The organism is Methanoculleus formosensis (assembly GCF_025384765.1).
Lineage (GTDB): Archaea > Halobacteriota > Methanomicrobia > Methanomicrobiales > Methanoculleaceae > Methanoculleus > Methanoculleus formosensis.
Map to the genome: position 1 here is coordinate 24,558 of NZ_VHLL01000008.1, position 22,003 is coordinate 46,560.

At 63.4% G+C, this 22,003-nt stretch carries 22 protein-coding genes; 16 read left to right on the forward strand and 6 right to left on the reverse strand.

Going from position 1 to position 22,003, the window contains the following annotated elements:
• The first annotated feature begins 43 nt into the window (after positions 1–43).
• Genes FKB36_RS11430 through FKB36_RS11445 form a run of 4 tightly spaced genes read left to right on the forward strand, consistent with a single transcriptional unit; the run spans position 44 to position 2,826 of the window.
• Positions 44–958, forward strand: a complete 915-nt coding sequence (locus FKB36_RS11430; protein WP_261598207.1) for a thiamine pyrophosphate-dependent enzyme — start codon at positions 44–46, stop codon at positions 956–958.
• Positions 952–2,064, forward strand: coding sequence for a transketolase C-terminal domain-containing protein (locus FKB36_RS11435; RefSeq protein WP_261598208.1), 1,113 nt, complete (start codon positions 952–954; stop codon positions 2,062–2,064). The genes FKB36_RS11430 and FKB36_RS11435 overlap by 7 nt, the downstream gene beginning before the upstream one ends.
• Positions 2,057–2,584 carry a 2-oxoacid:acceptor oxidoreductase family protein gene (locus tag FKB36_RS11440; protein ID WP_261598209.1) on the forward strand — a complete coding sequence of 176 codons (528 nt, stop codon included), beginning with the start codon at positions 2,057–2,059 and terminating at the stop codon, positions 2,582–2,584. Before FKB36_RS11435 ends, FKB36_RS11440 begins: the two co-directional genes overlap by 8 nt.
• Entirely contained in the window at positions 2,581–2,826 is a 246-nt protein-coding gene (locus tag FKB36_RS11445; RefSeq protein WP_261598210.1) for a 4Fe-4S binding protein, read from the forward strand. The genes FKB36_RS11440 and FKB36_RS11445 overlap by 4 nt, the downstream gene beginning before the upstream one ends.
• On the opposite strand, the gene FKB36_RS11450 is transcribed toward FKB36_RS11445, so the two are convergent.
• Complete coding sequence (locus FKB36_RS11450) at positions 2,804–3,196, reverse strand: hypothetical protein (RefSeq protein WP_261598211.1); 393 nt, start codon at positions 3,194–3,196, stop codon at positions 2,804–2,806. The two genes, FKB36_RS11445 and FKB36_RS11450, sit on opposite strands and share 23 nt — an antisense overlap.
• A 144-nt stretch (positions 3,197–3,340) precedes the next feature.
• Here FKB36_RS11450 and FKB36_RS11455 point away from each other — a divergent pair, with 144 nt between their 5' ends.
• The 3 genes from FKB36_RS11455 (at position 3,341) to FKB36_RS11465 (ending at position 6,476) form a co-directional block, all read left to right on the forward strand.
• Positions 3,341–3,643, forward strand: coding sequence for an Hsp20/alpha crystallin family protein (locus FKB36_RS11455; protein ID WP_261598212.1), 303 nt, complete (start codon positions 3,341–3,343; stop codon positions 3,641–3,643).
• A 114-nt stretch (positions 3,644–3,757) separates the two neighbouring features.
• Entirely contained in the window at positions 3,758–5,923 is a 2,166-nt protein-coding gene (locus FKB36_RS11460) for a thioredoxin domain-containing protein (protein ID WP_261598213.1), read from the forward strand.
• A gap of 13 nt (positions 5,924–5,936) precedes the next feature.
• A complete protein-coding gene (locus FKB36_RS11465; RefSeq protein WP_261598214.1) occupies positions 5,937–6,476 on the forward strand; it encodes an OsmC family protein in 540 nt (179 codons plus the stop codon).
• 21 nt (positions 6,477–6,497) lie between these two features.
• Here the strand turns inward: FKB36_RS11465 and FKB36_RS11470 are convergent, their stop codons facing one another.
• Together FKB36_RS11470 and FKB36_RS11475 are read right to left on the reverse strand one after the other, a co-directional pair.
• Positions 6,498–7,907 carry an MBL fold metallo-hydrolase gene (locus FKB36_RS11470; protein WP_261598215.1) on the reverse strand — a complete coding sequence of 470 codons (1,410 nt, stop codon included), beginning with the start codon at positions 7,905–7,907 and terminating at the stop codon, positions 6,498–6,500.
• 129 nt (positions 7,908–8,036) lie between these two features.
• Positions 8,037–10,085 (reverse strand): acetate--CoA ligase family protein, encoded by a 2,049-nt coding sequence (locus FKB36_RS11475; protein ID WP_261598216.1) that lies wholly within the window; start codon positions 10,083–10,085, stop codon positions 8,037–8,039.
• 190 nt (positions 10,086–10,275) lie between these two features.
• Here FKB36_RS11475 and FKB36_RS11480 point away from each other — a divergent pair, with 190 nt between their 5' ends.
• The 5 genes from FKB36_RS11480 to FKB36_RS11500 all read left to right on the forward strand — a co-directional run bounded on the left by FKB36_RS11480 (position 10,276) and on the right by FKB36_RS11500 (position 15,064).
• Entirely contained in the window at positions 10,276–11,427 is a 1,152-nt protein-coding gene (locus FKB36_RS11480) for an iron ABC transporter substrate-binding protein (RefSeq protein WP_261598217.1), read from the forward strand.
• Between the two features lie 189 nt (positions 11,428–11,616).
• The gene (locus FKB36_RS11485; protein ID WP_261598218.1) at positions 11,617–12,771 is read left to right on the forward strand and encodes an iron ABC transporter substrate-binding protein; all 1,155 of its coding nucleotides are present in this window, start codon (positions 11,617–11,619) and stop codon (positions 12,769–12,771) included.
• Positions 12,772–12,800: 29 nt separating this feature from the next.
• The gene (locus FKB36_RS11490) at positions 12,801–13,913 is read left to right on the forward strand and encodes a FecCD family ABC transporter permease (protein WP_261598219.1); all 1,113 of its coding nucleotides are present in this window, start codon (positions 12,801–12,803) and stop codon (positions 13,911–13,913) included.
• On the forward strand, positions 13,910–14,677 hold the full coding sequence (locus FKB36_RS11495; protein WP_261598220.1) for an ABC transporter ATP-binding protein: 768 nt from the start codon (positions 13,910–13,912) through the stop codon (positions 14,675–14,677). The genes FKB36_RS11490 and FKB36_RS11495 overlap by 4 nt, the downstream gene beginning before the upstream one ends.
• A 54-nt stretch (positions 14,678–14,731) precedes the next feature.
• Complete coding sequence (locus tag FKB36_RS11500; protein ID WP_261598221.1) at positions 14,732–15,064, forward strand: DUF1622 domain-containing protein; 333 nt, start codon at positions 14,732–14,734, stop codon at positions 15,062–15,064.
• 7 nt (positions 15,065–15,071) lie between these two features.
• On the opposite strand, the gene FKB36_RS11505 is transcribed toward FKB36_RS11500, so the two are convergent.
• Entirely contained in the window at positions 15,072–15,503 is a 432-nt protein-coding gene (locus FKB36_RS11505) for a bis(5'-nucleosyl)-tetraphosphatase (RefSeq protein WP_261598222.1), read from the reverse strand.
• 5 nt (positions 15,504–15,508) lie between these two features.
• Positions 15,509–16,126: a type-4 uracil-DNA glycosylase gene (gene udg / locus FKB36_RS11510; protein ID WP_261598223.1), complete on the reverse strand. Its 618-nt coding sequence runs from the start codon at positions 16,124–16,126 to the stop codon at positions 15,509–15,511.
• A 428-nt stretch (positions 16,127–16,554) separates the two neighbouring features.
• Between udg and FKB36_RS11515 the strand changes: the two genes are divergently transcribed.
• From FKB36_RS11515 to FKB36_RS11530, 4 genes are all read left to right on the forward strand, one after another.
• The gene (locus FKB36_RS11515) at positions 16,555–17,142 is read left to right on the forward strand and encodes a hypothetical protein (protein WP_261598224.1); all 588 of its coding nucleotides are present in this window, start codon (positions 16,555–16,557) and stop codon (positions 17,140–17,142) included.
• A complete protein-coding gene (locus FKB36_RS11520) occupies positions 17,139–17,732 on the forward strand; it encodes a hypothetical protein (RefSeq protein ID WP_221057402.1) in 594 nt (197 codons plus the stop codon). Before FKB36_RS11515 ends, FKB36_RS11520 begins: the two co-directional genes overlap by 4 nt.
• 492 nt (positions 17,733–18,224) lie before the next feature.
• Complete coding sequence (gene lysS, locus FKB36_RS11525; RefSeq protein WP_261598225.1) at positions 18,225–19,751, forward strand: lysine--tRNA ligase; 1,527 nt, start codon at positions 18,225–18,227, stop codon at positions 19,749–19,751.
• Between the two features lie 19 nt (positions 19,752–19,770).
• Positions 19,771–19,965, forward strand: coding sequence for a YwbE family protein (locus tag FKB36_RS11530; RefSeq protein ID WP_261598226.1), 195 nt, complete (start codon positions 19,771–19,773; stop codon positions 19,963–19,965).
• Between the two features lie 2 nt (positions 19,966–19,967).
• On the opposite strand, the gene FKB36_RS11535 is transcribed toward FKB36_RS11530, so the two are convergent.
• Complete coding sequence (locus tag FKB36_RS11535; RefSeq protein WP_261598227.1) at positions 19,968–21,845, reverse strand: sensor histidine kinase; 1,878 nt, start codon at positions 21,843–21,845, stop codon at positions 19,968–19,970.
• Positions 21,846–22,003 lie beyond the last annotated feature (158 nt).

Genomic DNA, 22,003 nt, shown 5'->3' on the forward strand with positions numbered 1-22,003 from the left:
CCGGTGACCCGGGGGCCGGATCGCAAAACCCTCATTACAATTGATGACAAATATAACCGTGAGGAGTGTAACCAATTTGTCAGCGATTCCAAAGGAAGAGTACCTCTACAAGTGCACGTCCGCCTGTGCGGGGTGCAGCTCTTCCCTATGTCTGCGTTACGTGCTCAAAGCCGCCGGGCCCGACTCCGTTCTGGTCATACCCGCCTGCTGCACCAGCGTCATCCAGGGGACCTACCCCGGCACGGCGATGAGCGTGCCCGTCTACAATGTGGCGTTCGCCGCATCCGCGGCCTGCGCTTCCGGCATGAGCGAGGCGTTCGCGGCGATGGGAAGAGAGACCAACGTCATCGTCTACGCGGGCGACGGCGGAACGGTCGATATCGGCATCCAGGCGCTCTCCGGCGCCTTCGAGCGCGGCACCAATTTCCTTTACATCTGCTACGACAACGAGGCGTACGGCAACACCGGCATGCAGCGGTCGGGCGCAACACCGCTCGGGGCGCGTACCACCACGACCCCCGGCGGCAAGCCCACGACCAAGAAAGACCTCGACCGGATCGTCGAGGCGCATAACCCTCCCTACATGGCGACCGCCTGCAGCGCCTACCCCCTCGACCTCTACAAGAAGGTGAAGAAGGCGCTCTCGATCGAAGGCCCCAAGTTCATTCATGTCCTCGCACCCTGTCCGCCCGGGTGGCGCTACCCGACGGAGAAGACGGTCGAGATGGGGAAACTCGCGGTGAAGACGGGGACATGGATCCTCTACGAGCGCGAGTACGGGAAACTCACGATCAACGGCCCGTCGAAGGCGGCGATGAGGAAACCCGCGCCTCTTGAGGATTACATCCGGGGCCAGGGCCGGTTCAAGAACGTGAGCCCCGAGATCCTTAATCTGATGCGCCAGCAGGTGCAGCAGAACATCGAACGCCTCTCCCGCGAGGAGGCAGGCGTATGCTGACGATCGCGACCGGCAACAAGGCGGTGGCGGCCGCGGTGAAGGCCGCAAAACCGGGGGTCATCGCCGCATACCCGATCACCCCCCAGACCGAGATCGTCGAGCAGATCGCCGATTACGTCGCCGGCGGCGACCTTGAGAGCCGCTACATCCCGGTGGAGAGCGAGCACTCGGCGATGGCGGCCTGCATCGGGGCGAGCGTCGGCGGGGTGCGGACGTTCACGGCGACGAGTTCCCACGGCCTCCTCTACATGCACGAGATGGTCCACTGGGCGGCGGGCGCACGTCTCCCGATCGTGATGGCGAACGTCAACCGCGCCCTCGGGCCCGGGTGGAATATCTGGGCGGAGCATACCGACGCCTTCTCCCAGCGCGACACGGGCTGGCTGCAGGTCTTCGTGGGCACCGTCCAGGAGGCCTACGACGCCACGTTGATGGCGTTCAAGGTCGCCGAGGACGAGCGGGTCCTCCTCCCGCTGATGGTCAACCTGGACGGGTTCGCGCTGAGCCACATCACGCAGTCGCTTGAGACGGTGGATATCGGCGACTTCCTGCCGCCCTACCACCTCCCGCATGCCATCGATACAGAGAACCCGCTCGGCTACGGCCCCGTGACCGGGCCGGCCGACTACGTCCGGTTCCGGTGGGATATCGAGCGGTCGATGCGCGACGCCCGGGGCGTGATTGCGGAGGTCGAGCGCGAGTTTGCCGAGCGGTTCGGCCGTTCCTACGGCCCCACGGAGGATTACCGGTGCGAGGACGCCGACGTCATCGTCGTCGCAATGGGAACCCTCGGGAAAGAGGCCGAGGTGGCGATCGACCGCCTCCGCGACGCTGGGATTAAGGCCGGCTCCATGCGCCTGCGCTGGTTCCGCCCCTTCCCGGACCTCGACCTCGCCGGAAGGGAGGTCGTCGTCATCGACCGCGACTACTCCTTCGGATTTGGCGGCGTGGTGGCGCACGCGATCCGGTCAAAGACCGGCATCGAGCCTTACAGCGTCATCGCCGGCCTCGGCGGCCAGGAGGTCACCTACAACGACATCGCGGACTTTGTCCGGAACCGTCGTCCCGGCACCGAGACCTGGTTCGGGGTGAGCGACCATGTATGAGATCAGGATCCATTCCCGGGGCGGGCAGGGCGGCGTCACCGCCGCGAAACTCCTCGCCCTCGCGGCATTCAGGGACGGAAAGCACGCGACCGCCTTCCCGTTCTACGGGACGGAACGGCGCGGGGCGCCGGTCGTCTCGTTCGTCCGGATCGACGATGAGCCGATCAAGGTTTATAGCCAGATCCACGAGCCGGATCTCGTGATCGTGCTTGACACGAGTATCATGGACGTGGTGGATGTCCTGGACGGTCTCAAGACCGACGGCACGGTGCTCTTAAACAGCGCCCACCCGATAACCGGGTGCAACGGGGCATGCCGTTACGTCGACCTGACCGGGATCGCGCTCGCAGAGAACCTGGTGGTCGCGGGGAGCCCGATCCTGAACACCCCGGTCATCGGGGCGCTCGCGAAGATGGGGATCGTCACCCTCCCGTCGGCGGAGAAGGCGATCCGTGAGATGTTCTCCGACGAACGGAACGTGAAGGCTGCCAGGGCGGCATACGAGGAGCTGAAGATATGAGAGAGAGACTTGCGCTCAGCAGGCCGAAGGATGGTGCGTCCGGGAAAACCGGGACGTGGCGGACGTTCCGGCCCGTCGTGGATAAGGAGACGTGCAACGCCTGCGGGCTCTGCGCCCAGTACTGCCCGGACGCGGTCATTGACGAAGAACTCAACATCGACCTCGACTACTGCAAGGGGTGCGGCATCTGCGCGAACGAGTGCCCGAAAGAGGCGATCGCTATGGTGCGGGAGGAGCGCTGACCTCGTCGGCTCCGCCGACAGAGCGCTTTCCCATGTACTCCAGGTTGAATCGGTAGAAGTGCGTATAGCCGCAGTTGCGGCACCGGGTCGTGAGATGGCCGCACCCGACCGCGAGGCCGTGCGGGCCCGTGACCCCACAATTTTTACATCGCCCGTCGGCCTCGAGCGTCCAGAGCTCGTAGCACCCTATCGCCGTGCAGGTCCCGCCCATCCCGGCACTCTCAAACCGCGGGATGAATATCCGGGTCGCCCCGCAGGCAGAGCAGATCACCTGCGCCTGCGCAGAGACCGCTTTTATGATCTGGTCGGCATCCTCGCCGCAGTGGTAGCAGCGAGTGCGGTGCCGGGTGAAGATAAACCGCTCGCTCATGCACGATACTTGAGGATGAGACGATAAACCCTCCGCCTCCGTGGGTACGGCCGCCCGCACCCCGGGACGGCGGGTTGGTGCCGCGCGGGAGGCAATCATTAAATAGCACTCCCGCACCTCTGTTGCCGAATAGGAGGTTATGAGATGGCAGCGTTGAGAGTTGCACCCTATGTCTGCGCGTACTCGGACGAGAACGAAGAGAACCTGCATATCGAGATCGAACTGCCCGGGGTCGATAAGAAGGAGATCACATTCAAGATGCAGGAGACCAGCTTCTCCATCGATGCAGCCCGCGGCGACGTCCGTTACGTCGGCACCTACGCGATAGGCTGCCCGGTCGACACCAACAGGGCAAAGGCGACGTTCCGTAACGGCCTCCTGGCCGTGGATGTCCCCTACATACAGCCGACCGCGGAGGAGACGAAGGAGATCCCCATCGCGGAGTGAGCGGGCGCCCGGCCGGGGCACATCCTTTTTTCACCGCGAGGCGTCTGCATCCCGCGGCCCGCCCCGTCCCCGGGAAGAGTCACCTTTATTAGTCTGCATCCGCACGTCAGAGATATGAACCCGGCACGCGGACACGACCCGGAGGCACCGGAAAGACCGGTGCAGGAAGAATCGCCACCGAACCGGCTGGCCAACGAACAGAGTCCATACCTGCTCCAGCATGCCCGTAACCCCGTCGACTGGTACCCCTGGGGGGAGGAGGCCTTTCTCCGGGCGCGCGAGGAGGGAAAACCGATACTCCTCTCGATCGGCTACTCGGCCTGCCACTGGTGCCACGTCATGGAGGAGGAGTCGTTCGCCGACCCGCAGGTCGGGAAACTCCTAAACGACGTCTTCGTCTGCATCAAGGTGGACCGCGAAGAGCGGCCGGATATCGACCAGATCTACATGGCGGCCGCCCACGCGCTGACCGGGACCGGAGGCTGGCCGCTCACCATCTTCATGACCCCCGATAAAAAACCCTTCTTTGCAGCGAGTTACATACCGAAGGAGAGCCGTTACGGGATGACCGGCCTCTTAGACCTCGTCCCCCGGATCAACAAGGTCTGGCAGACCCAGCGGCAGGAACTCGAGAACGCCGGCGACCAGGTGCTGCAGGCGCTCGAGAGCGCGGCGAAGACCCCGCCCGAGGAGGGCGAACTTGACAGGACGGTTCTCGGCGAGGCCTATAACACCTTCTTCCGGGTCTTCGACGGGGAGAACGGGGGGTTCGGGGACGCACCGAAGTTCCCCACCCCGCACAACCTTGTATTCCTGCTCCGCTACGGGAACCGGACCGGGGAGGAGCCGGCATACACGATGGTCGAGAAGACGCTGCATGCCATGCGCCGGGGCGGGCTCTTCGACCAGGTCGGTTACGGGTTCCACCGTTACTCGACGGACGCGGAGTGGTTCGTCCCGCATTTCGAGAAGATGCTCTACGACCAGGCGCTCCTGGTCATAGCGTATACGGAAGCCTACCTCGCGACGGGGAGGGAGGAGTTCGCGAGAACCGCCCGCGAGACGATCGCCTACGTCCTGCGTGACATGACCGATCCGAACGGAGGCTTCTACTCGGCGGAGGATGCCGACAGCGAGGGAGAGGAGGGGAAGTTCTACCTCTGGACGAAGGACGAGATCCTCGCGGTTCTCGGGGAGGAAGACGGCGAACGGTTCTCCCGGATATTCAACATCATGGAGCCCGGGAACTACCGGGAGCAGCCCGGCGGGAGGAGGACGGGCAAGAACATCCTCCGCCTGCGCCGGCCGCTCGCGTCCTGGGCGCACGAGTTCGAGACCTCCGAGGAGGATCTGGCGTGGTCCGTGGAGGAGGGGCGCCGGAAGCTCCTTGCGGCCCGCGAACGGCGCGTCCGCCCGGGGAGGGACGACAAGATCCTCACCGACTGGAACGCCCTCATGATCGCCGCCCTCGCGAAAGCCGCCCGGGCCTTCGACGAGCCGAACTACCTGGCGGCGGCGGAGAAGGCGGTCGCGTTCGTCCTCGCGAACCTTCGCGGGCAGGACGGACGGCTCCTCCACCGCTACCGGGGCGGCGAGGCGGGACTCTCGGCAACCCTCGATGACTACGCGTTCATGATCTGGGCGCTCATCGAGGTCTATGAGGCGTCGTTTGCCCCCCGCTACCTCCAGACCGCCGTCGACCTCTCCCGGGACCTCATCGCCCGCTACTGGGACTGCAACCAGGGAGGGTTCTTCTTCATGCCGGACGATGCGGACGTTCCCGTCCGCCAGAAACCAATCTACGACGGGGCGATCCCTTCCGGCAACAGCGTGGCCATGTACGCCCTCTTCGCTCTCGGGCGGATGACGGCGAATCTCGAGTTTGAGGAGACGGCAGAGCGGATACGGCGTGTCTTTGCCGGAACCGTCAGCGACTCTCCGACCGCCTGCTCCCACTTCCTCACCGGCCTCGATTTCATGCTGGGGCCGAACTTCGAGGTGATCATATCCGGCGTTCCGGGCGCACAGGACACGAAAGCGATGATCGACGCTATCCGGTCGCACTACGCGCCCGATGCCGTCGTCATCTTCCGCCCTTCCGACGAGGAAGAGCCCGAGATCACCGGGGTCGCCGGGTTCACCCGGGATATCGTGACGATTGGGGAGAGGGCGACGGCATACGTCTGCACCAACTACGCCTGCGACATCCCGACGACCGACCCGGGCGAGATGCTGCGCCTCGTGAGAACGACGGGACGGTCGCCGGAGCCGATCATCTGACGGGAGAGGGACCATGATCAGAAACGGGGTCGATATGGAGCGGGTGAACGCCCTCAAGGAGGCGATGCGGGGGGAGTCGGCGGCGGGCAGGAGGACGCTCTCCGCCATCACGAGCTGGAACGGAGGCGCCCACTCCACCACGATCGTCAGGAACTTCGCCATCCCGGCCGACGAACCGGCCGCCCTCGGCGGAACCGACCGGGGGGCAAGCCCGACGGAACTGATGCTCACGGCCCTCTCCGCCTGCATCGCGATCGGCATCGCCTACAGTGCGGCGGAAGGAGGAATCGAGGTCGATTCCATCGAGATCGACATCGAGGGCGACCTCAATCTCGGCGGGTTCTTCGAGGTCGGAGGTGCCCGGCCGGGCCCCGAAGAAGTTCGCCTGACCGTCCGGGTGGATGCCGATGCGCCGCAGGAGTTGATCGAAGAACTCGTGGACCGCGGCTACCGCCGCTCGCCGGTCGCAGCCGCGCTTGAGGGCAGGGTGCCGGTCAGGGTCTGTATCGGGCGGGAGGAGGCGCCACTCCCCGAACCCCGGTCCGGGGCCTGATCACCTCCCGTCATCCCGCTCCTACATTGGCGAAGGGGCAGAGAGAGCCCTCTTCTCTTCCTCCTCCTTGACCAGCGGATAGTTCGCCGCCTTCCACCCGGTCGTGCCGCCGAGGAGGTTCGTGACGTTTCCAAATCCGTGTTTCCGAAGGATGCTCGCCGCGATGCTCCCCTTATACCCGACGTCGCAGTGGACGACGATCCGCTTATCCTCCGGGATCTCATCGAGGTGATCCTCGAGGTGCCCGACGTAGATGTGATGGGAGCCCGCGATGTGGCCTTCCTCCTCCCGGTGGTCGATCTTGCGGACATCGAGGATGTAGATCGACGGGTCGTCCAGGTTCTCGGCGAGGTCGGGAGGAGACCAGATGCCGGAACGCTCGACGGTCTCGCCCTGCTTGAACCAGGCTGCAAACCCGCCCGCGAGGTATCCTGCGATGTTGTCGTAGCCGAGCCGGACAAAGTGGCGCACCACGTGGTCCAGGTCAAGGTTGAAGTCGTCCACGAGTACGATCGGGTCCTCGTAGTTTACAAAGTAGCCCAGGTAAAGGGGAAGACCCTCCCGCCAGATGTTGAGCGTCCGGGGGATATGCCCGCCGGCGAAACCCGTTGGGGACCGGATATCGACGATCTGCGCACCCCGATCCGTGAGCGAACGGATATCCCGGGCCGAATACGGCCGCAGGTGCGGCAGGTTCTGGATCAGGGGCGGCCCCTCCTTGTTGAGCCTTCGCATCACCGTGAAGTACGGCGGCTCGTAGAGCCGTTCGTTCACCTTGCGCTCGACAAACTCCTTCTTCGAGAGGGCAAGGAGTTCGTTCGTCGTTTTCTCATACCCGATCGTCGTGTACTCCCGGTCGCTGATCTTCCCCCCGCAGACCGACCCCGCGCCGTGGGCGGGGCAGACGATCGTGCCGTCCGGGAGCGGGAGGATCTTCTGGTGCAGGCTCGCATGCAGCATCTCTGAGGCCTCCCGCCGCCGGTTCTCGCCGGCGAGATCGGTTCTCCCCACATCCCCGGCGAAGAGCGCGTCGCCGGAAAAGACCATCAGGGGATCGTCGGAGACCGATCGATCGCGGAGCAGGAGCGATATGCTTTCTACGGTATGGCCGGGCGTCTCCAGGACCTCGATCTCGAGCGAACCGATCGAGAACGTCTCCCCTTCCCGGACACCGGTGCCGAACCCGAACTCCTCCCGGGCGCCGTGCAGGATCTCCGCCCCGGTCGGGCGGGCGAGCTCCCGGGAACCGATGACGTAATCCTCGTTCTTATGCGTCTCGAAGATCTGCGTTATCTTCATGCCCTCGCGCCGGGCGACGGCCGCGTAGACCAGGCAGTCGCGCCTTGGATCGATGACCGCCGCCTCAGCGCCCGCTCCGACGATGTATGAGTTGTGAGCAAGGATATCGGACTTAATCTTCTCGAACAACATTCGTATTCATCTCCCGGGTGGTGGAACCCGTTCCGATGGGCCGGGATATGGGGCGGTCGTATAAAAAGGTTACCGGGAGAGCCAGAGAGAACGGGCGTCTCCTGCCGACGTCCGGGGAGCAGAGCCCCTTCAATCCTCCCGGGCGGCCCTGACGCTGAGGATGTTTCCCACCGCCTTGAACGCATCCTCGAGCTCCTCGAAGTTCGGGATCCGGGAACTCCGCAGGATGCGTTGCCCGCTCCGGATGCTGTCGCCGCCGAGCATGCAGCCCACCACCACCTTCTCCGTGTTCCGGGAGAACCGGACGATCTCGTTCGCGACGTGTGCGGGATCGACGAGCGTGGTCGGCACGGCGATCACGAAGGCGATGTCCCAGAACTCCTGGTGGCGTATCAGCACGTCGAAGAGGGCGGCGAACCGGGTGGCGTCGGCGTCCCCGAGGATGTCCATGGGGTTTGCGTGGTTCCAGAACGGCGGGAGGAACGCATCGAGCTCGCGGAGCACATCGTCGGGGAGGTCGACCATATCGACCCCGTAGGCCTCGGCGTAGTCGGAGGCGAGGACGGCAAACCCTCCCGCACTGGTGACGGCGATCGCCCGTCTCCCCTTCGGGTAGCCCTCCGAGGCCAGGAGTTCCGCGAGGTTGAAGGCGTCCCGCAGGCTCCGGGCCACTACCACGCCTGCCTGCTGAAACGCTGCGACATAGACCTCGTAACTCCCTGCAAGCGACCCGGTGTGGGACGACGCCGCGGCTCTGCCCTTCCTGGATGAACCGGACTTCACCACCACAACCGGCTTATGCTTTGTGACCTCGCCGACGATCTGCATGAACCTGCGCCCGTCCTGGATCTCCTCGATGTAGAGGGTAACCGACCGGGTCTTCTCGTCCTGCTCGGCGAACCGGAGGAAGTGCTCGAACCCGAGATCCGCCTGGTTGCCGACGCTGATGACGGTCGAAAACCCGAACTCTTCGGGGAGGCTCCAGTCGACGACGGTGGTGATGATCGCGCCGCTCTGGGAGATGAAGGCGACGTCTCCCGCTCTCGGCGAGACAGGGTCGAACGTGGCGTTGATCCCCATATAGGGCATCATGATCCCGAGACAGTTCGGGCCGACGACCCGGACGGAGTGCCGGCGGGCGATTGCGACGACCTCCTCTTCGAGAGCCGCGCCTTTTGCTCCGGTCTCGCGGAAGGCGGCGGTGACGATGATCGCGAGCCGGACGCCTTTTCTCCCGCACTCCTCGATCACCCCCGGGACGAGGCGGGCGGGGACGGCGACGACCGCCCAGTCGACCGGGCCGGGGATATCCAGGACGGAGGGGTAGGCTGTTCTCCCGAAGAGTTCGCTGTGCGAGGGGTTGACCGGATAGAGGCTGCCGGAGAACGAGAGCAGGTTCCGGAGAACCGAGTAGCCCACCTTCTTCGGGTTTATCGAGGCGCCGATGACCGCAATGGACTCCGGGTAGAAGATATCCTGGGGAACCCGGACGCTGAGCCGGGCAACCGTGCCCCCGGGGGTGTCCCCGACGATGATCCTCGCATCGACGACGCTCGCTCCCTGCTCGTAGAGGATGACCGGATTCAGGTCGAACTCGTGGATATGGGGGTTTTCGACGAAGATACGCGCCATCTTTGCTATGATCCGGACGAGCGCTTCCTCGTCCTTCGGGGGCTCTCCCCGGTATCCACGGATGAGCCGGGAGCCCTCGACCTCACGGATCATGGTGCGGATCTCATCCTCGGTCACGGGCAGAACCCGGATAGAGACGTCCTGGAGGAGCTCAACCAGTTTCCCGCCAAGACCGAACGTGATCACCTTCCCGAACGACGGATCGGTCTTTCCGCCGATCAGAACCTCGAGCCCCGCGGGCATCTGCTTCTCGACGACGATCCCGGCGATCATTGCCCCGGGGGCACGGGCGGCGGCGTCTCTCAGGATCGTGTGGTAGGCATCTTCGGCCTCTTCAGGACTCTCAATCCCGGTGACAACCCCGCCGACGTCGCTCTTATGGATAATATCCGGGGAGATGACCTTCATGACGACCGGGTAGCCTATCCCGTCGGCGGCCGCCCATGCATCGGAGGCGCTGGTGGCGAGGTGATGGGGCGGCACCGGTATCCCGCACGCCTTCAGCAGGCGGTATCCCTCAGATTCGGTTAACATCCTCTCCGGCATCTAGCATACCTCATGATAGGCCGGTCGTGTATGACCCGGCCTCCTGGTGCAGGGGTTGGTCGAACCACCCATAATAGTTATCCGTACCGGACCGGCGACCGGCCACAGTGAACAAATCCCATAATATTCACATCTATGGTGCGCTAATTAGAAAAATATAATAATAAGTGTTACGATCAACATTATTTGTATGTATTTCACAAGATGCACCGGATTGTTCACGGCCGTGGTTCTTGCGGCCCTCGTTCTGTTCACGCTCGCCGCCGGGTGTACCGGCACCGAGACCAACCCGACTGCCGGCGAGACTGTCACGATCACCGACGGGTTCGGCCGGGCGGTCGCCGTCCCGTCGTCGCCGGAGAGCGTCGTCTGCTCGGGCTCGGGGTGCCTGCGCTACCTCGTCTACCTCCAGGGCCAGGACCTGGTCATCGGCGTCGACGACATCGAGAAGAGGGAACAGGCAATAGAGGGGCGCCCCTACGCCCTTGCCCACGGGTCGCAGTTCAAGGACCTCCCCCTGATCGGTGAGTTCCGGGGCAAGGACGACCCCGAGAAGATCATCGGTATAGGTCCCGATATCATCTTCAAGACCGGGTCCACCGGAACAGCCTACGGCACCAGCGCCGCCGAGGCCGACAAACTCCAGGGGAGAACCGGCATCCCGGTCGTGGCGTTCGCATACGGCTCGCCCAGGAACGATGCCGAGAAAGCCGAGATGTATACCGGGCTCCGGGTGATGGGCGAGACCCTCGGGAAGGAAGACCGCGCCGAAGAGGTGATCGCCTACATCGAGGCGACGGTAGCCGACCTCGAAGCCCGGACCGCCGATATCCCCGAGGCGGAGCAAAAGGAGGCCTACGTCGGCGGGGTCTCCTCGGCAGGCGCCCACGGGATCATATCTACCGAACCGGCCTATCCGCCGTTCCTCTGGGTGAATGCACGGAACGCCGCGGCCGGTCTCGGCACCGCCCATGCCGATGTCGCGAAGGAGGCCCTCGTCGACTGGGACCCCGAATATCTCTTCATCGATGTCGGCACGATCCAGACAGAGAGTGACGGGGCGATCGGGGAGTTGAAGAACGATCCCGCGCTCCAGGGTCTCTCAGCCGCGAAGGAAGGCCGGGTCTACGGCGTCCTCCCGTACAACTTCTACAGCGCAAACTACGAGACCACCCTAGCCGACGCCTACTTCATCGGGAAGACCCTGTATCCAGACCGGTTCGCCGATATCGACCCCGAAGAGAAGGCAGATGAAATCTACACCTTCTTCCTCGGAAAGCCGGTTTTCGCCGACCTGAACAGTCAGTACAGAGACCTCGGGTTCGCAAAGATCCCGCTGTAGCCGGGAAGAAGGGGGGAGTGGAAAAGAGCCGTGCGCCATAGCGGGCGGGAACCTACTTCCCCCCTCCCGGTCGGCACCGCACCGATCCGACCGATCGTCGCCATAGTATTACGAATCAGGATTGAGTCACACTCAATAGAGGACAATCCGATAACTATAATAAACAGTGTTACACCTTTAGATATTAGTATGTCGTCGTTCCGATGTAGGGGATCCCTCGTGGTCGTGGTTCTTGCGGCCCTTGTTCTGCTCACGCTCGCCGCTGGATGCACCGGCACCGAGGCTGGCCCGGGCGGCGCCGGTGAGACCGTCACGATCACCGACGCAGTCGGCCGGTCGGTCGCCGTCCCGTCGTCGCCGGAGAGCGTCGTCTGCTCGGGCTCGGGGTGCCTGCGCTACCTCGTCTACCTCCAGGGCCAGGACCTCGTCGTCGGTGTCGATGACCAGGAGAAGAAAAACCAGGTGAGAGAGGGGCGCCCCTACGCCCTTGCCCACGGGTCGCAGTTCAAGAGCCTCCCCCTGATCGGCGAGTTCCGGGGCAAGGACGACCCGGAGAAGATCATCGCGATCAGCCCGCAGGTCATCTTCAGGGCCAGCGTTCCCGGAACGGCATACGCCACCAGTGTCGCCGAGGCCGACAAACTCCAGGGGAGAACCGGCATCCCGGTCGTGGCGTTCGCATACGGCTCGCTCAGGAACGATGCCGAGAAAGCCGAGATGTATACCGGGCTCCGGGTGATGGGCGAGACCCTCGGGAAGGAAGACCGCGCCGAAGAGGTGATCGCCTACATCGAGGCGACGGTAGCCGACCTTGAAGCCCGGACGGGCGATATCCCTGAGGCGGAGCAAAAGGAGGTCTACGTCGGCGGGGTCTCCTCGGCAGGCGCCCACGGGATCATCTCCACCGAACCCGCCTATCCGCCGTTCCTCTGGGTGAACGCAAAGAACGTCGCGGCCGGCCTCGGCACGGACCACGCCGATGTCGCGAAGGAGGCCCTCGTCGACTGGGATCCCGAATATATCTTCATCGACGCCGGGACGACCCAGATGGAGAGCGGTGGAGCGATCGGTGAACTGAAGAACGATCCCGCGCTCCAGGGCCTCTCCGCCGCGAAGGAAGGCCGGGTCTACGGCGTCCTCCCGTACAACTTCTACAGCGCAAATTACGAGACCGTGCTCGCCAACGCCTACTTCGTCGGGAAGACCCTCTACCCCGACCGGTTCGCCGATATCGACCCCGAAGAGAAGGCGGATGAGATCTACACGTTCTTCGTCGGAAAGCCGGTCTTTGCCGACCTGAACAGCCAGTATGAGAATCTCGGATTCGCGAAGATCCCGCTGTAACACAGGGTTTGAACAGGGGGTATGAAGAGATGCACTTTGCAGATGGGGTCGTCCCGGGGGATTACCTCGGGTACGTGCGGAAGAAGTCGCTCTGGATACTCGGGGGAACCGTCCTCCTCTTCCTCCTCCTGATCGTATCCATATCGGTCGGGGCGGTGAACATCCCCCCGCACGAGGTCTTCCTCTCCCTCGCAAACGGCGTCGTCGACCGGATCAGCCTGCTTCTCAACCCCGGCACCACCATCGATATCACCAGCACCGACCGGATCATCTGGAACATCCGGCTCCCGCAGGCGCTTGCCGCGATCGTCGCCGGAGTCGGGCTCTCGGTGGCCGGGGTCGCCATGCAGTCGATCCTCCGAAACCCGCTCGGGTCGCCGTTCACGCTCGGCATATCGAACGCCGGGGCATTCGGGGCGGCCGTCTCGGTCATCCTCCTCGGCGCCGGCACGATGCAGTCGTCGGTCGCCGACGCCGTCACCATCAACAACCCCTACCTGACGACGATGGTGGCGTTCTTCTTCTGTCTCCTTGCAACCGCGGTGATCCTCCTCATCTCCCGGATACGCGGGACGTCTCCTGAGGTGATGGTGCTTGCCGGCGTCGCCCTCTCCTCCCTCTTCACGGCGGGAACGATGTTTCTGCAGTACTTCGCGAGCGATACCCAGCTCGCTGCGGTCGTCTTCTGGACGTTCGGCGATGTCGGGAGGGCGAACTGGCAGGAACTCGGGATCATGGCCCTCGTCACCGGTGCGGCGACCCTTTACTTCATCGCGAACCGCTGGAACTACAACGCCATCGACGCCGGCGACGAGACGGCAAAGGGGCTCGGGGTCAGCGTCGAACGGGTCCGGGACGTCGGAATGGTCGTTGCGGCGCTCGTCTCGGCCGTGATCGTCTCGTTCCTCGGGGTGATCGGGTTCGTGGGGCTCGTCTGCCCGCACATGGTCAGGAGGCTCATCGGTGACGACCAGCGCTACCTCATCCCCGGCTCCTGCGTGGCGGGGGGGATCCTCCTCCTCGCCTCGGATACCGTCGCCCGGATCATCGTGGCGCCATACGTCCTCCCGGTTGCCGTGCTGACGGCGTTTCTCGGTGCACCGACCTTCATCTACCTGCTGCTACGGGGGTACCGGCGATGATCCTCGACGTCGACGGCGTGGCGTTCACCTACCGGAGCAGCCCGGTCATCCAGGATATCACGTTCGATCTCCGCCCGCACCAGATCCTCACGATCCTGGGCCCAAACGGCGTCGGGAAGACGACGCTCTTGAAGTGCATGAACGCAATCCTGCGGCCGAAGGCCGGGTCGGTCCTCATCGAGGGGGTCGACCTCCTCACCGCAGACCGGATGGAGATCGCCCGGAAGGTCGGCTACGTCCCGCAGCGGTGCGAGGCCGGCCGGATGACCGTCTTCGACGCCGTCCTCCTCGGCCGCCGGCCGCATATCGGGTGGGACGTCTCGGAAAAAGACATCCGGATCGTCGAGGCGGCGGTCAGGATGCTCAACCTCGAAGATCTGGCGCTCCGGTACATCGACGAACTCTCCGGCGGTGAACTCCAGAAGGTGAGCATCGCGCGAGCGCTCGTCCAGGAGCCCCGGGTGCTCCTCCTCGACGAACCGACGAGCAGCCTCGACCTCAAGAACCAGCTCGATATCCTCGGGATCGTCCGGAACGTGACGACGGAGCACGACGTCGCCGCGGTGATGACGATGCACGACCTGAACATGGCCCTCCGCTACGCCGACCGGTTCATCCTCTTAAAAGACGGCGTCATCCACGCCGCAGGGGGTCCCGGCGTGGTGACGGCAGAGGTCATCGAGGCGGTCTACGGCGTCCCGGTGACCGTCGAACGCTACAACGGGTTTCGCGTCGTCGTGCCCCTGGAGTCCGGGAGCGCCTGAGAACCCGCAGCAACGTATAAGCCCCCCGTCGCCGATACGCCCGGCCGGGGGTATATGGTGCTCGAGGCGTTCTTCGAGATCGCCGGGACGGCCCTTGGGACATTCGGGGCGCTCTTCATCGTTTACGGAGCAGCGATCGCGATCGTCGAACTCCTGGCGCGGGAGACCCGCATCAGGGCGATCAGTTACCGCGACATCCGCTGGAAGTTCACGACGCGTATCCTGATCGCCCTTGAGTTTTTCGTTGCCGCCGACGTCATCAGGACGATCCTCGAACCGACGCTCCAGGACCTGGTCATCCTCGGGTCGCTCGTCACGATCAGGACGGTCGTGAGTTACTTCCTCGGGAAGGAGGTGAGCGAACTCCCGGAGGACCGAAAGATGTAGAAGAGATTCACGCGCTCTTCGATCTCCGGAGTGTCCTCAGGTGCTCGTGCGCCCCCGCGACGACCCTCCTTGAGTTCGCGAAGGTGATCGTCTGCAACGCTTCGCCGAAGGGGAGCCACTGGTAGCCGACATGCTCGTTCGAGAGCGTCACCTCCTCCTCCGGCGTCTCGATCAGGTAGTAGACGACCTCCTTGTAGACGGTATGTGCCCGGCGCTGGAAGAAGTAGTGAACCTCCTCGCGGAACCCGGGGACGAACTCCGCGCGGGTGATCCCGGTCTCCTCCTCAAGTTCGCGAAGAACCGTCTCTTCCTCGCTCTCGCCGCGCTCACCGTGCCCCTTCACGAGATCCCAGTGCCCGGCCCCGTATTGCAGGATGAGATACTGGAGATCCGTATCCCGCCGGACGACGACCGCTCCGCATGATCGCTCTTTTGCCATTGTTCTCAATCCTGTATCGTGGAGCCTCCTGCTCCCGCGAGTTCGCGCCCGATGATCCGGAAGTCCTCTTCCAGGGCCTCCCGGTATGCCGGGTTGTAGAGCGCCGCCGCCGGGTGGAGGGTGGGGATGAGGCGAACCGGGTGGCCGAAGAGGGTACCGGGGTAGACCGTACCCCGGATCTCCGTGATCCGGTCGAACTCGACGGGGAGGAAGGAGAGGATGTACCTGCTCGAGTGCCGGCCGAGCATCACGATCACCTTCGGCCCGACAATCCGGATCTGCTCCTCGAGGTACGGGGTGCAGGCCCGGATCTCCTCCTCGCCGGGGTCGCGGTTCCCGGGCGGCCGGTGCTTGACGATGTTCGCGATGAAGACGTCGTCACGGGTTAGACCGATCCCCGCAAGGAGGCCTTCGAGGAGTCTCCCCGCCCTGCCGACGAACGGCCTTCCCGTGAGGTCTTCCTGCTTTCCCGGCGCTTCGCCGATGAGCATGAGGTCGGCCCGGGGGTTCCCATCCCCGGGGACAGCATGGTGGGTGCCCTCCCAGAGGGGGCATTTCCGGCATTCGCCGATGACGGCCGCAAGCCGTTCAATCGCTACGTCGCTCTCCGTCTCCTCTGCCATGCCCACACTATTGAAAATAACTCGTATAACCTTCTTATGCATTGTGTTTTGGCGCCGGGCCTTATCCTGCCCACGACAGAACGGCCTACGAGGAGGCAGGAGGGGGCGGCGGCAGGGATGTGATCGAGCACGGCACCACTAAGCCGGAGGGCCGTCATACAGGCCTGGGACGATCCGGAACTGTGAAACACTACCATGCCGCGCGGCCCCGACTAGCAGCCCGTTACGGTAGATTTCAGGTAAGGATTCTACCCGGCAGTCTCAACGTGTAGACGCGTGAGACAGAAATCGTTTATAGAGGGATGCCGAGTCTCAATCATGACGTATAGCCTCCGGCAGCCGTCCCCGCCCGGATCGGGTACCACCGGCAGGCGGAGACCGGCCAGAACCCCTCACGGGCACGACTCCATACCTGCGGTGAGAGCCGGATGAGACAGAACCCCGTTCTCCTTGTTGCACTGCTGCTCCTGGCGTTCGGGGCCGGGTGTATCGACTTCCCGGAGATGAACGCCACGTCGACCCCGATCCTCCACTACGAGCAGGGAAACACCTCGATCCCGATCAACGTCTCCGAGATCCCGGTGAGGGGTTTCGACGCCAACGCAACAGAGGTGATCGAGATCCTCCTTGCCGACCAGCGGGCCGGGGCCCTGCTTGAGGGCGGGTGGAAGATAGCCTCGGTCCAGACAAGTTATGATTACGACTTGAGGACGCATGTCGACGTAGAGTTCCGGAGCGATGAACCGTCACCGTCGTTCTTCATCGAAGTGGACGAACAGAAGGGGCACACCGGCTGGGGGCGCTGCAACGTCCCGCGCTGGCTTGGAGGACCGTTTGCAGGCCCCTACCCTGAGGACTATCACCAGAACTGGACGAACAGAAGGGGCGTTGACTGGATATATGTCTTCGATCACCACAACGATCGGGTAGTGATGGTCTACAACGAAACGACGATCTTCTACCTCTACCCCTCGTACGGGAGAGAGTGGTATGAAAGCGTGGAGGCGTCAGGATGAAGCGGATCTTCATTCTCTCCCTTACGCTGCTGCTCCTGGCGCTCGGGGCCGGGTGCATCGACTTCCCGGGGGCGAACGCCACGGAAACCGTCACACCCGCCCCGGTCCTCCACTACGAGCGAGGGGATGTCTCGATCCCCATCAACGTCTCCGAGATCCCGGTGAGAACGTTCGATGTCAACGCAACAGAGGTGATCGAGATCGTCCTCGCCGACCAGCGGGCCGGGATTCTGCTTGAGGGCGGATGGCAGATCACCTCGATCCGGACGGGCTTTGAGGGTGAGGACCCGAACCGGGAGCACATCGACGTGGAGTTCAGGAACGATGAACTGTCGCTGTCGTTCTTCATCGAAGTGGACGAATGGGAGAGGCAGACCGGCAGAGGACGTTGCAGCGCCACGATCTGGAGGGGGCACCCGTGGACGTCAGAACCCTTCCCCGAGGAGGAAGACTATCACCAGGCGGTAAACCCGTATATGGGCCTGTTTGTGGTCGTCGATCATCACAACGAGAGGGTGATTATGGCCTATGACGATACGACGATCTTCTACCTCTACCCCTCATATGGGGAAGTGACTGAATGGGAATGACCGAAGCGGAACCGACGCCCCTCTCCCCTCTCTCATGGAACAGGGTGATGTGATAGCGTAGGGGAGAGCGAACCGGGAAGATACAGGTTGCCGGAACGAGCATGGAACCACCATAGAAGGGAAACAAAATGAGCAGAAAAGCGGGAATGCGGGCGCAAATCGTACCTGCAACCGGCGAGAGCAATTACGTGAAGCAGATCTTCATTCTCTCCTTTGCACTGTTGCTCCGGGGCGCGCTGTCTCTCCTGCACGGATCTGGCCCTGCGGCCGGTCGCACTACGCTCCCGCCCGTCGCCACTCGAAGACCTTCGGTCTTCTCCAACTCCTGCCCTACGGACAGTCGTTCCTCACGGAGTGTCGCCAATTTAATACCCCCAGAGATGAACACTATATAGAATTTCCCGGCGCGCGTCCCGGTCCCGCCGGAGCGGCGCCGACCCCGGATCTCCGGCCTGGGTTTGGGGCTGCAGGATGAATGGAGCGATTTACACAATGAGCGATATAGATCATACCTGTTTTGACACAGCAAAGATCGACAAGATACAGGAACTGCGCGAACGCGACGTGACGGTCTATCCCTACACCTTCGACCGCAGGGATACCGTCGAGGAGATCAAGGAGCGGTTCTCCGCGATCGAGCACGAGAAGAGCGAGGAGGAGGTCAGCACCGCCGGCCGTGTCTACGTCGTCCGCCAGCACGGCAAGACGATCTTCGCCGATATCGGGGACGCGACCGGCAGGCTGCAGGTCTACATCCGCAAAAACGACCTGGGCGAGGAGCAGTTCGACCTTTTCCGCCAGTACGTCGACGCCGGGGACATCGTCGGCGTCGTCGGTCACGTCTTCCGGACGAAGATGGGCGAGATCACCATCTGGGTCGATCGGTTCGAGCTCCTCACAAAGTCGGTCTGCCCGCTCCCGGAGAAGTTCCACGGCCTCAAGAACGTCGAGACCCGCTACCGGCAGCGCTACCTCGACCTGATCATGAACGAGGAGAGCCGCGAGACCTTCCGGAAGCGGAGCAGACTCATCGCGCTCCTGCGCCAGTTCCTCTTCGACCGGGAGTACCTGGAGTTCGAGACCCCGACCCTGCAGCCGGTCTACGGCGGCGCGAACGCCCGACCGTTCACCACCCACCACAACGCTCTCGACCAGAAACTCTACCTCCGGATCGCGCCGGAACTCTACCTCAAGCGCCTCGTCGTCGGCGGGTTCGAGAAGGTCTTCGAGCTCGCAAAGAACTTCAGGAACGAAGACATCGACACCAACCACAACCCGGAGTTCTCGATGGTGGAGATCTACGAGGCCTACCGGGACTACAACGACATGATGGACCTCACCGAGGAGATCTTCGCGTTCCTCGCAGAGAAGGTGTGCGGGAACACGATCGTCCCGTTTGCCGGGCACGACCTGGACTTCTCCCGCCCCTGGCGCCGCCTCACGATGGAGGAGGCGGTGCGGGAGTACGCCGGGATCGATATCGGGGCGATGAGCCTCGAAGAACTCCGCGCATTCGGCCTTGAGCACTGTGTAGAGGGCTGCGAGAGCGCGGCGACCCGGGGCGAGTACCTGGTCCTCTTCTTCGAGCACTTCGGCGAGAAGCACCTCATCCAGCCGACGTTCATCTACGATTTCCCGATCGAGAACTCGCCGCTCGCAAAGAAGCACCGCTCAAAGGAAGGGCTGACGGAGCGGTTCGAACTCTTCATCGCCGGGATGGAGATGGCAAACGGGTTCTCGGAGTTAAACGATCCCCTCGACCAGAAGGCGCGGCTCGAGCTGCAGGACGCGAAGCGCCGGAAGGGCGACCTTGAGGCGCAGATGATCGACTACGACTTCATCAACGCACTCGGTTACGGGATGCCCCCGACCGGCGGCGTCGGGATCGGGATCGACCGGCTGGTGATGCTCCTCACCGGGAAGGACTCGATCAAGGAGGTGCTCCTCTTCCCGCAGATGAAGACCCTCGTCAAGGGGCCGGACGGGGAAGAACCAGAGCAGGACGGCGGCGAGGAGTAATCCGCCGCTCTATTTTGCCATGAACGGACAGAACCGCGCCGCCATCCGCCCCGGGATGACGGTCGATATCGTCCTCAAGCGCGACCAGAAGACCGGGAAGCGCACCCGGGGCGTCGTCGCCGAGATCCTGACGAACTCGTCCTTTCATCCCCACGGAATCAAGGTCCGGCTCCGGGACGGCCAGGTCGGCCGGGTCCAGGAGATCGTCGGGTAAGGTCAGGTAGCTTTTTTGAGGGTGAACCGGATGGCCGCACCCTCCTCCGGCCGGCCCGCGACCCGGTCGTCTGCCCGGATCCGTCCGCCGTATCTCTCCACCAGCATCCGGCAGATGTAGAGGCCAAGGCCCCGACCGCTCTTTTCGCCGTCTCCACCGCTGAAACGGGCAAAGAGGTATGACTTCTTCTCATCGGGGATCCCCGTGCCGTCGTCCTCGACCGAGACCTCGATCTCCTCCCCACGGTCTTCGACCCGGACGGCGATCTGTCCACCCGGGCCTGCAAACTTCTCCGCGTTGCCGATGAGATTTGTAAAAACCTCCGGCAGGAGGTCGTCGGCGAGGACGGTGGCCGTGGTGCCGGCATAGGTGATCGAGACATCCGGGTAGTGCTCGATCTCCGCCCGGACGACGGGGTCGAGAGCAACCGGCCGGAGGGCGACGGCCTCCTCCTGGATCTGGCGGATGGTCTCGACGTTTCGTATGATCTCGACGTTCTTTCTGAGGCTCTTCTGCACCTTCTCGGTGTAACTTCGTGGCGCTCCCTCAAGTCCCTCGACGAGAAGCTCCGCATACAGGCTTGCGGTGTTCGTGGCGTTCCGGATGTCGTGGGTGAGGATATCCAGGTAGAGGTTCGCCTTCTCCGTCGACCTCTGCAACTCCGCCGTGCGCGCCTCGACCTGCCCCTCCAGGTGCTCGCTGTACCCCCGGATCGTCTCCTCCGACTTTTTGAGATTCTGTATGGCGGCTTTGAGGCTCGCGACCATCATGTTGATGCTCCGTTCGAGCCGCGAGACCTCACGGGTCGCCGAGACACGGACGGTGTGGTCGAGATCTCCTTGCGCGATGATATCGATGTCATCGATGATCTCCTCTATCGGGCGCATGAGGCGGCGGGCCACGAGGAAGATGATCCCGCCGGAAAGGACGATCGCAAGGAGGGCAACGGCAACACGGGAGTAGAGCACCTGATCGAGTTGGCTCCGGATGAGCGCCGTGTCATACGTCAACTCGACGACGACGCTCGGGTCCGACGGGTAGTCAGGATCTTTTAAGTCGACGAAGAGGTAGCGGACCTGCCTCCCGTGCTCGTCCCGCACCTCGTGGTCTCTCCTCGCCGGGACGATCGTCCCGGTGACGAGTTCCCGGGTCGTGGGATCGACGGGCCCGTCGACCTCCCCGACGGGGTTCCCGAAGACGTCGAAGATGCGGATCGAGTCGAGATACGGGTTTAACGTGACGAATTCTTGCGTGCTTTCCAGCGAGCGCACCCGCTCCCGCTCCTCGGCGGAGGCACCCGGCACGAGCCCGATCTCGAGCAGGTAGCGGTGATCCGGGGTGGGCATATAGGCGAACTTCCGGACTTCCCCGGTTGAGTGCTCGTAGACCACGCGGTCGGGGAAGAACCCTTCCCCGAGGCGCATCCGGGTGATCTCTTCATAGAAGTCCGGGAACCTTCTGAAGTCAACGCCCCGGTCGGGAGGATAGGTGGTGTACTCGATGACGCCACTTCTGTTGATGACGTAAAGGTCCATGTCCCCGCCGAGTTCTGCTTTGAGCCCGGCGAGATCCATCTTCGACGGATCGCGTCCGGCCCGCTCGTACTCGCCGAGGAAGAGTGAGAACCCTCTCTGCAACCGCAGGTTGAGCGAGTCGTCGAAGAATTTGAGCCCGGTGTCCACATCCGTGATCGAGTCAAGGATGCTCTTCTCGGTGACACTCTGGAGGGTGGCGAGGTCCGAGGTCATCCTCTCCTCGGCCTGCAGGTAGCCGTAGACGGTTAAAAGACTGATGCCGGGGATGACGATGAGGAGGATGGCTATGATAAGGAGAGACGCAAACGTCCAGCCTTCCGGGACGGGGCTCCGGTCACTCACCATCGGTTGCGGCGGCGCGGAGGGCGGGGCGCACGGTCGACTGAGTAGCGCAGATCAACCGGCTGAACCATCTGCACCGGATCGTCTTCACCTCCGAAAGCGGGATCCTCATAGTGCTGTTGTACCAGTGAGCGCTCCTCCACCTAAACTTTCGCAGGCGT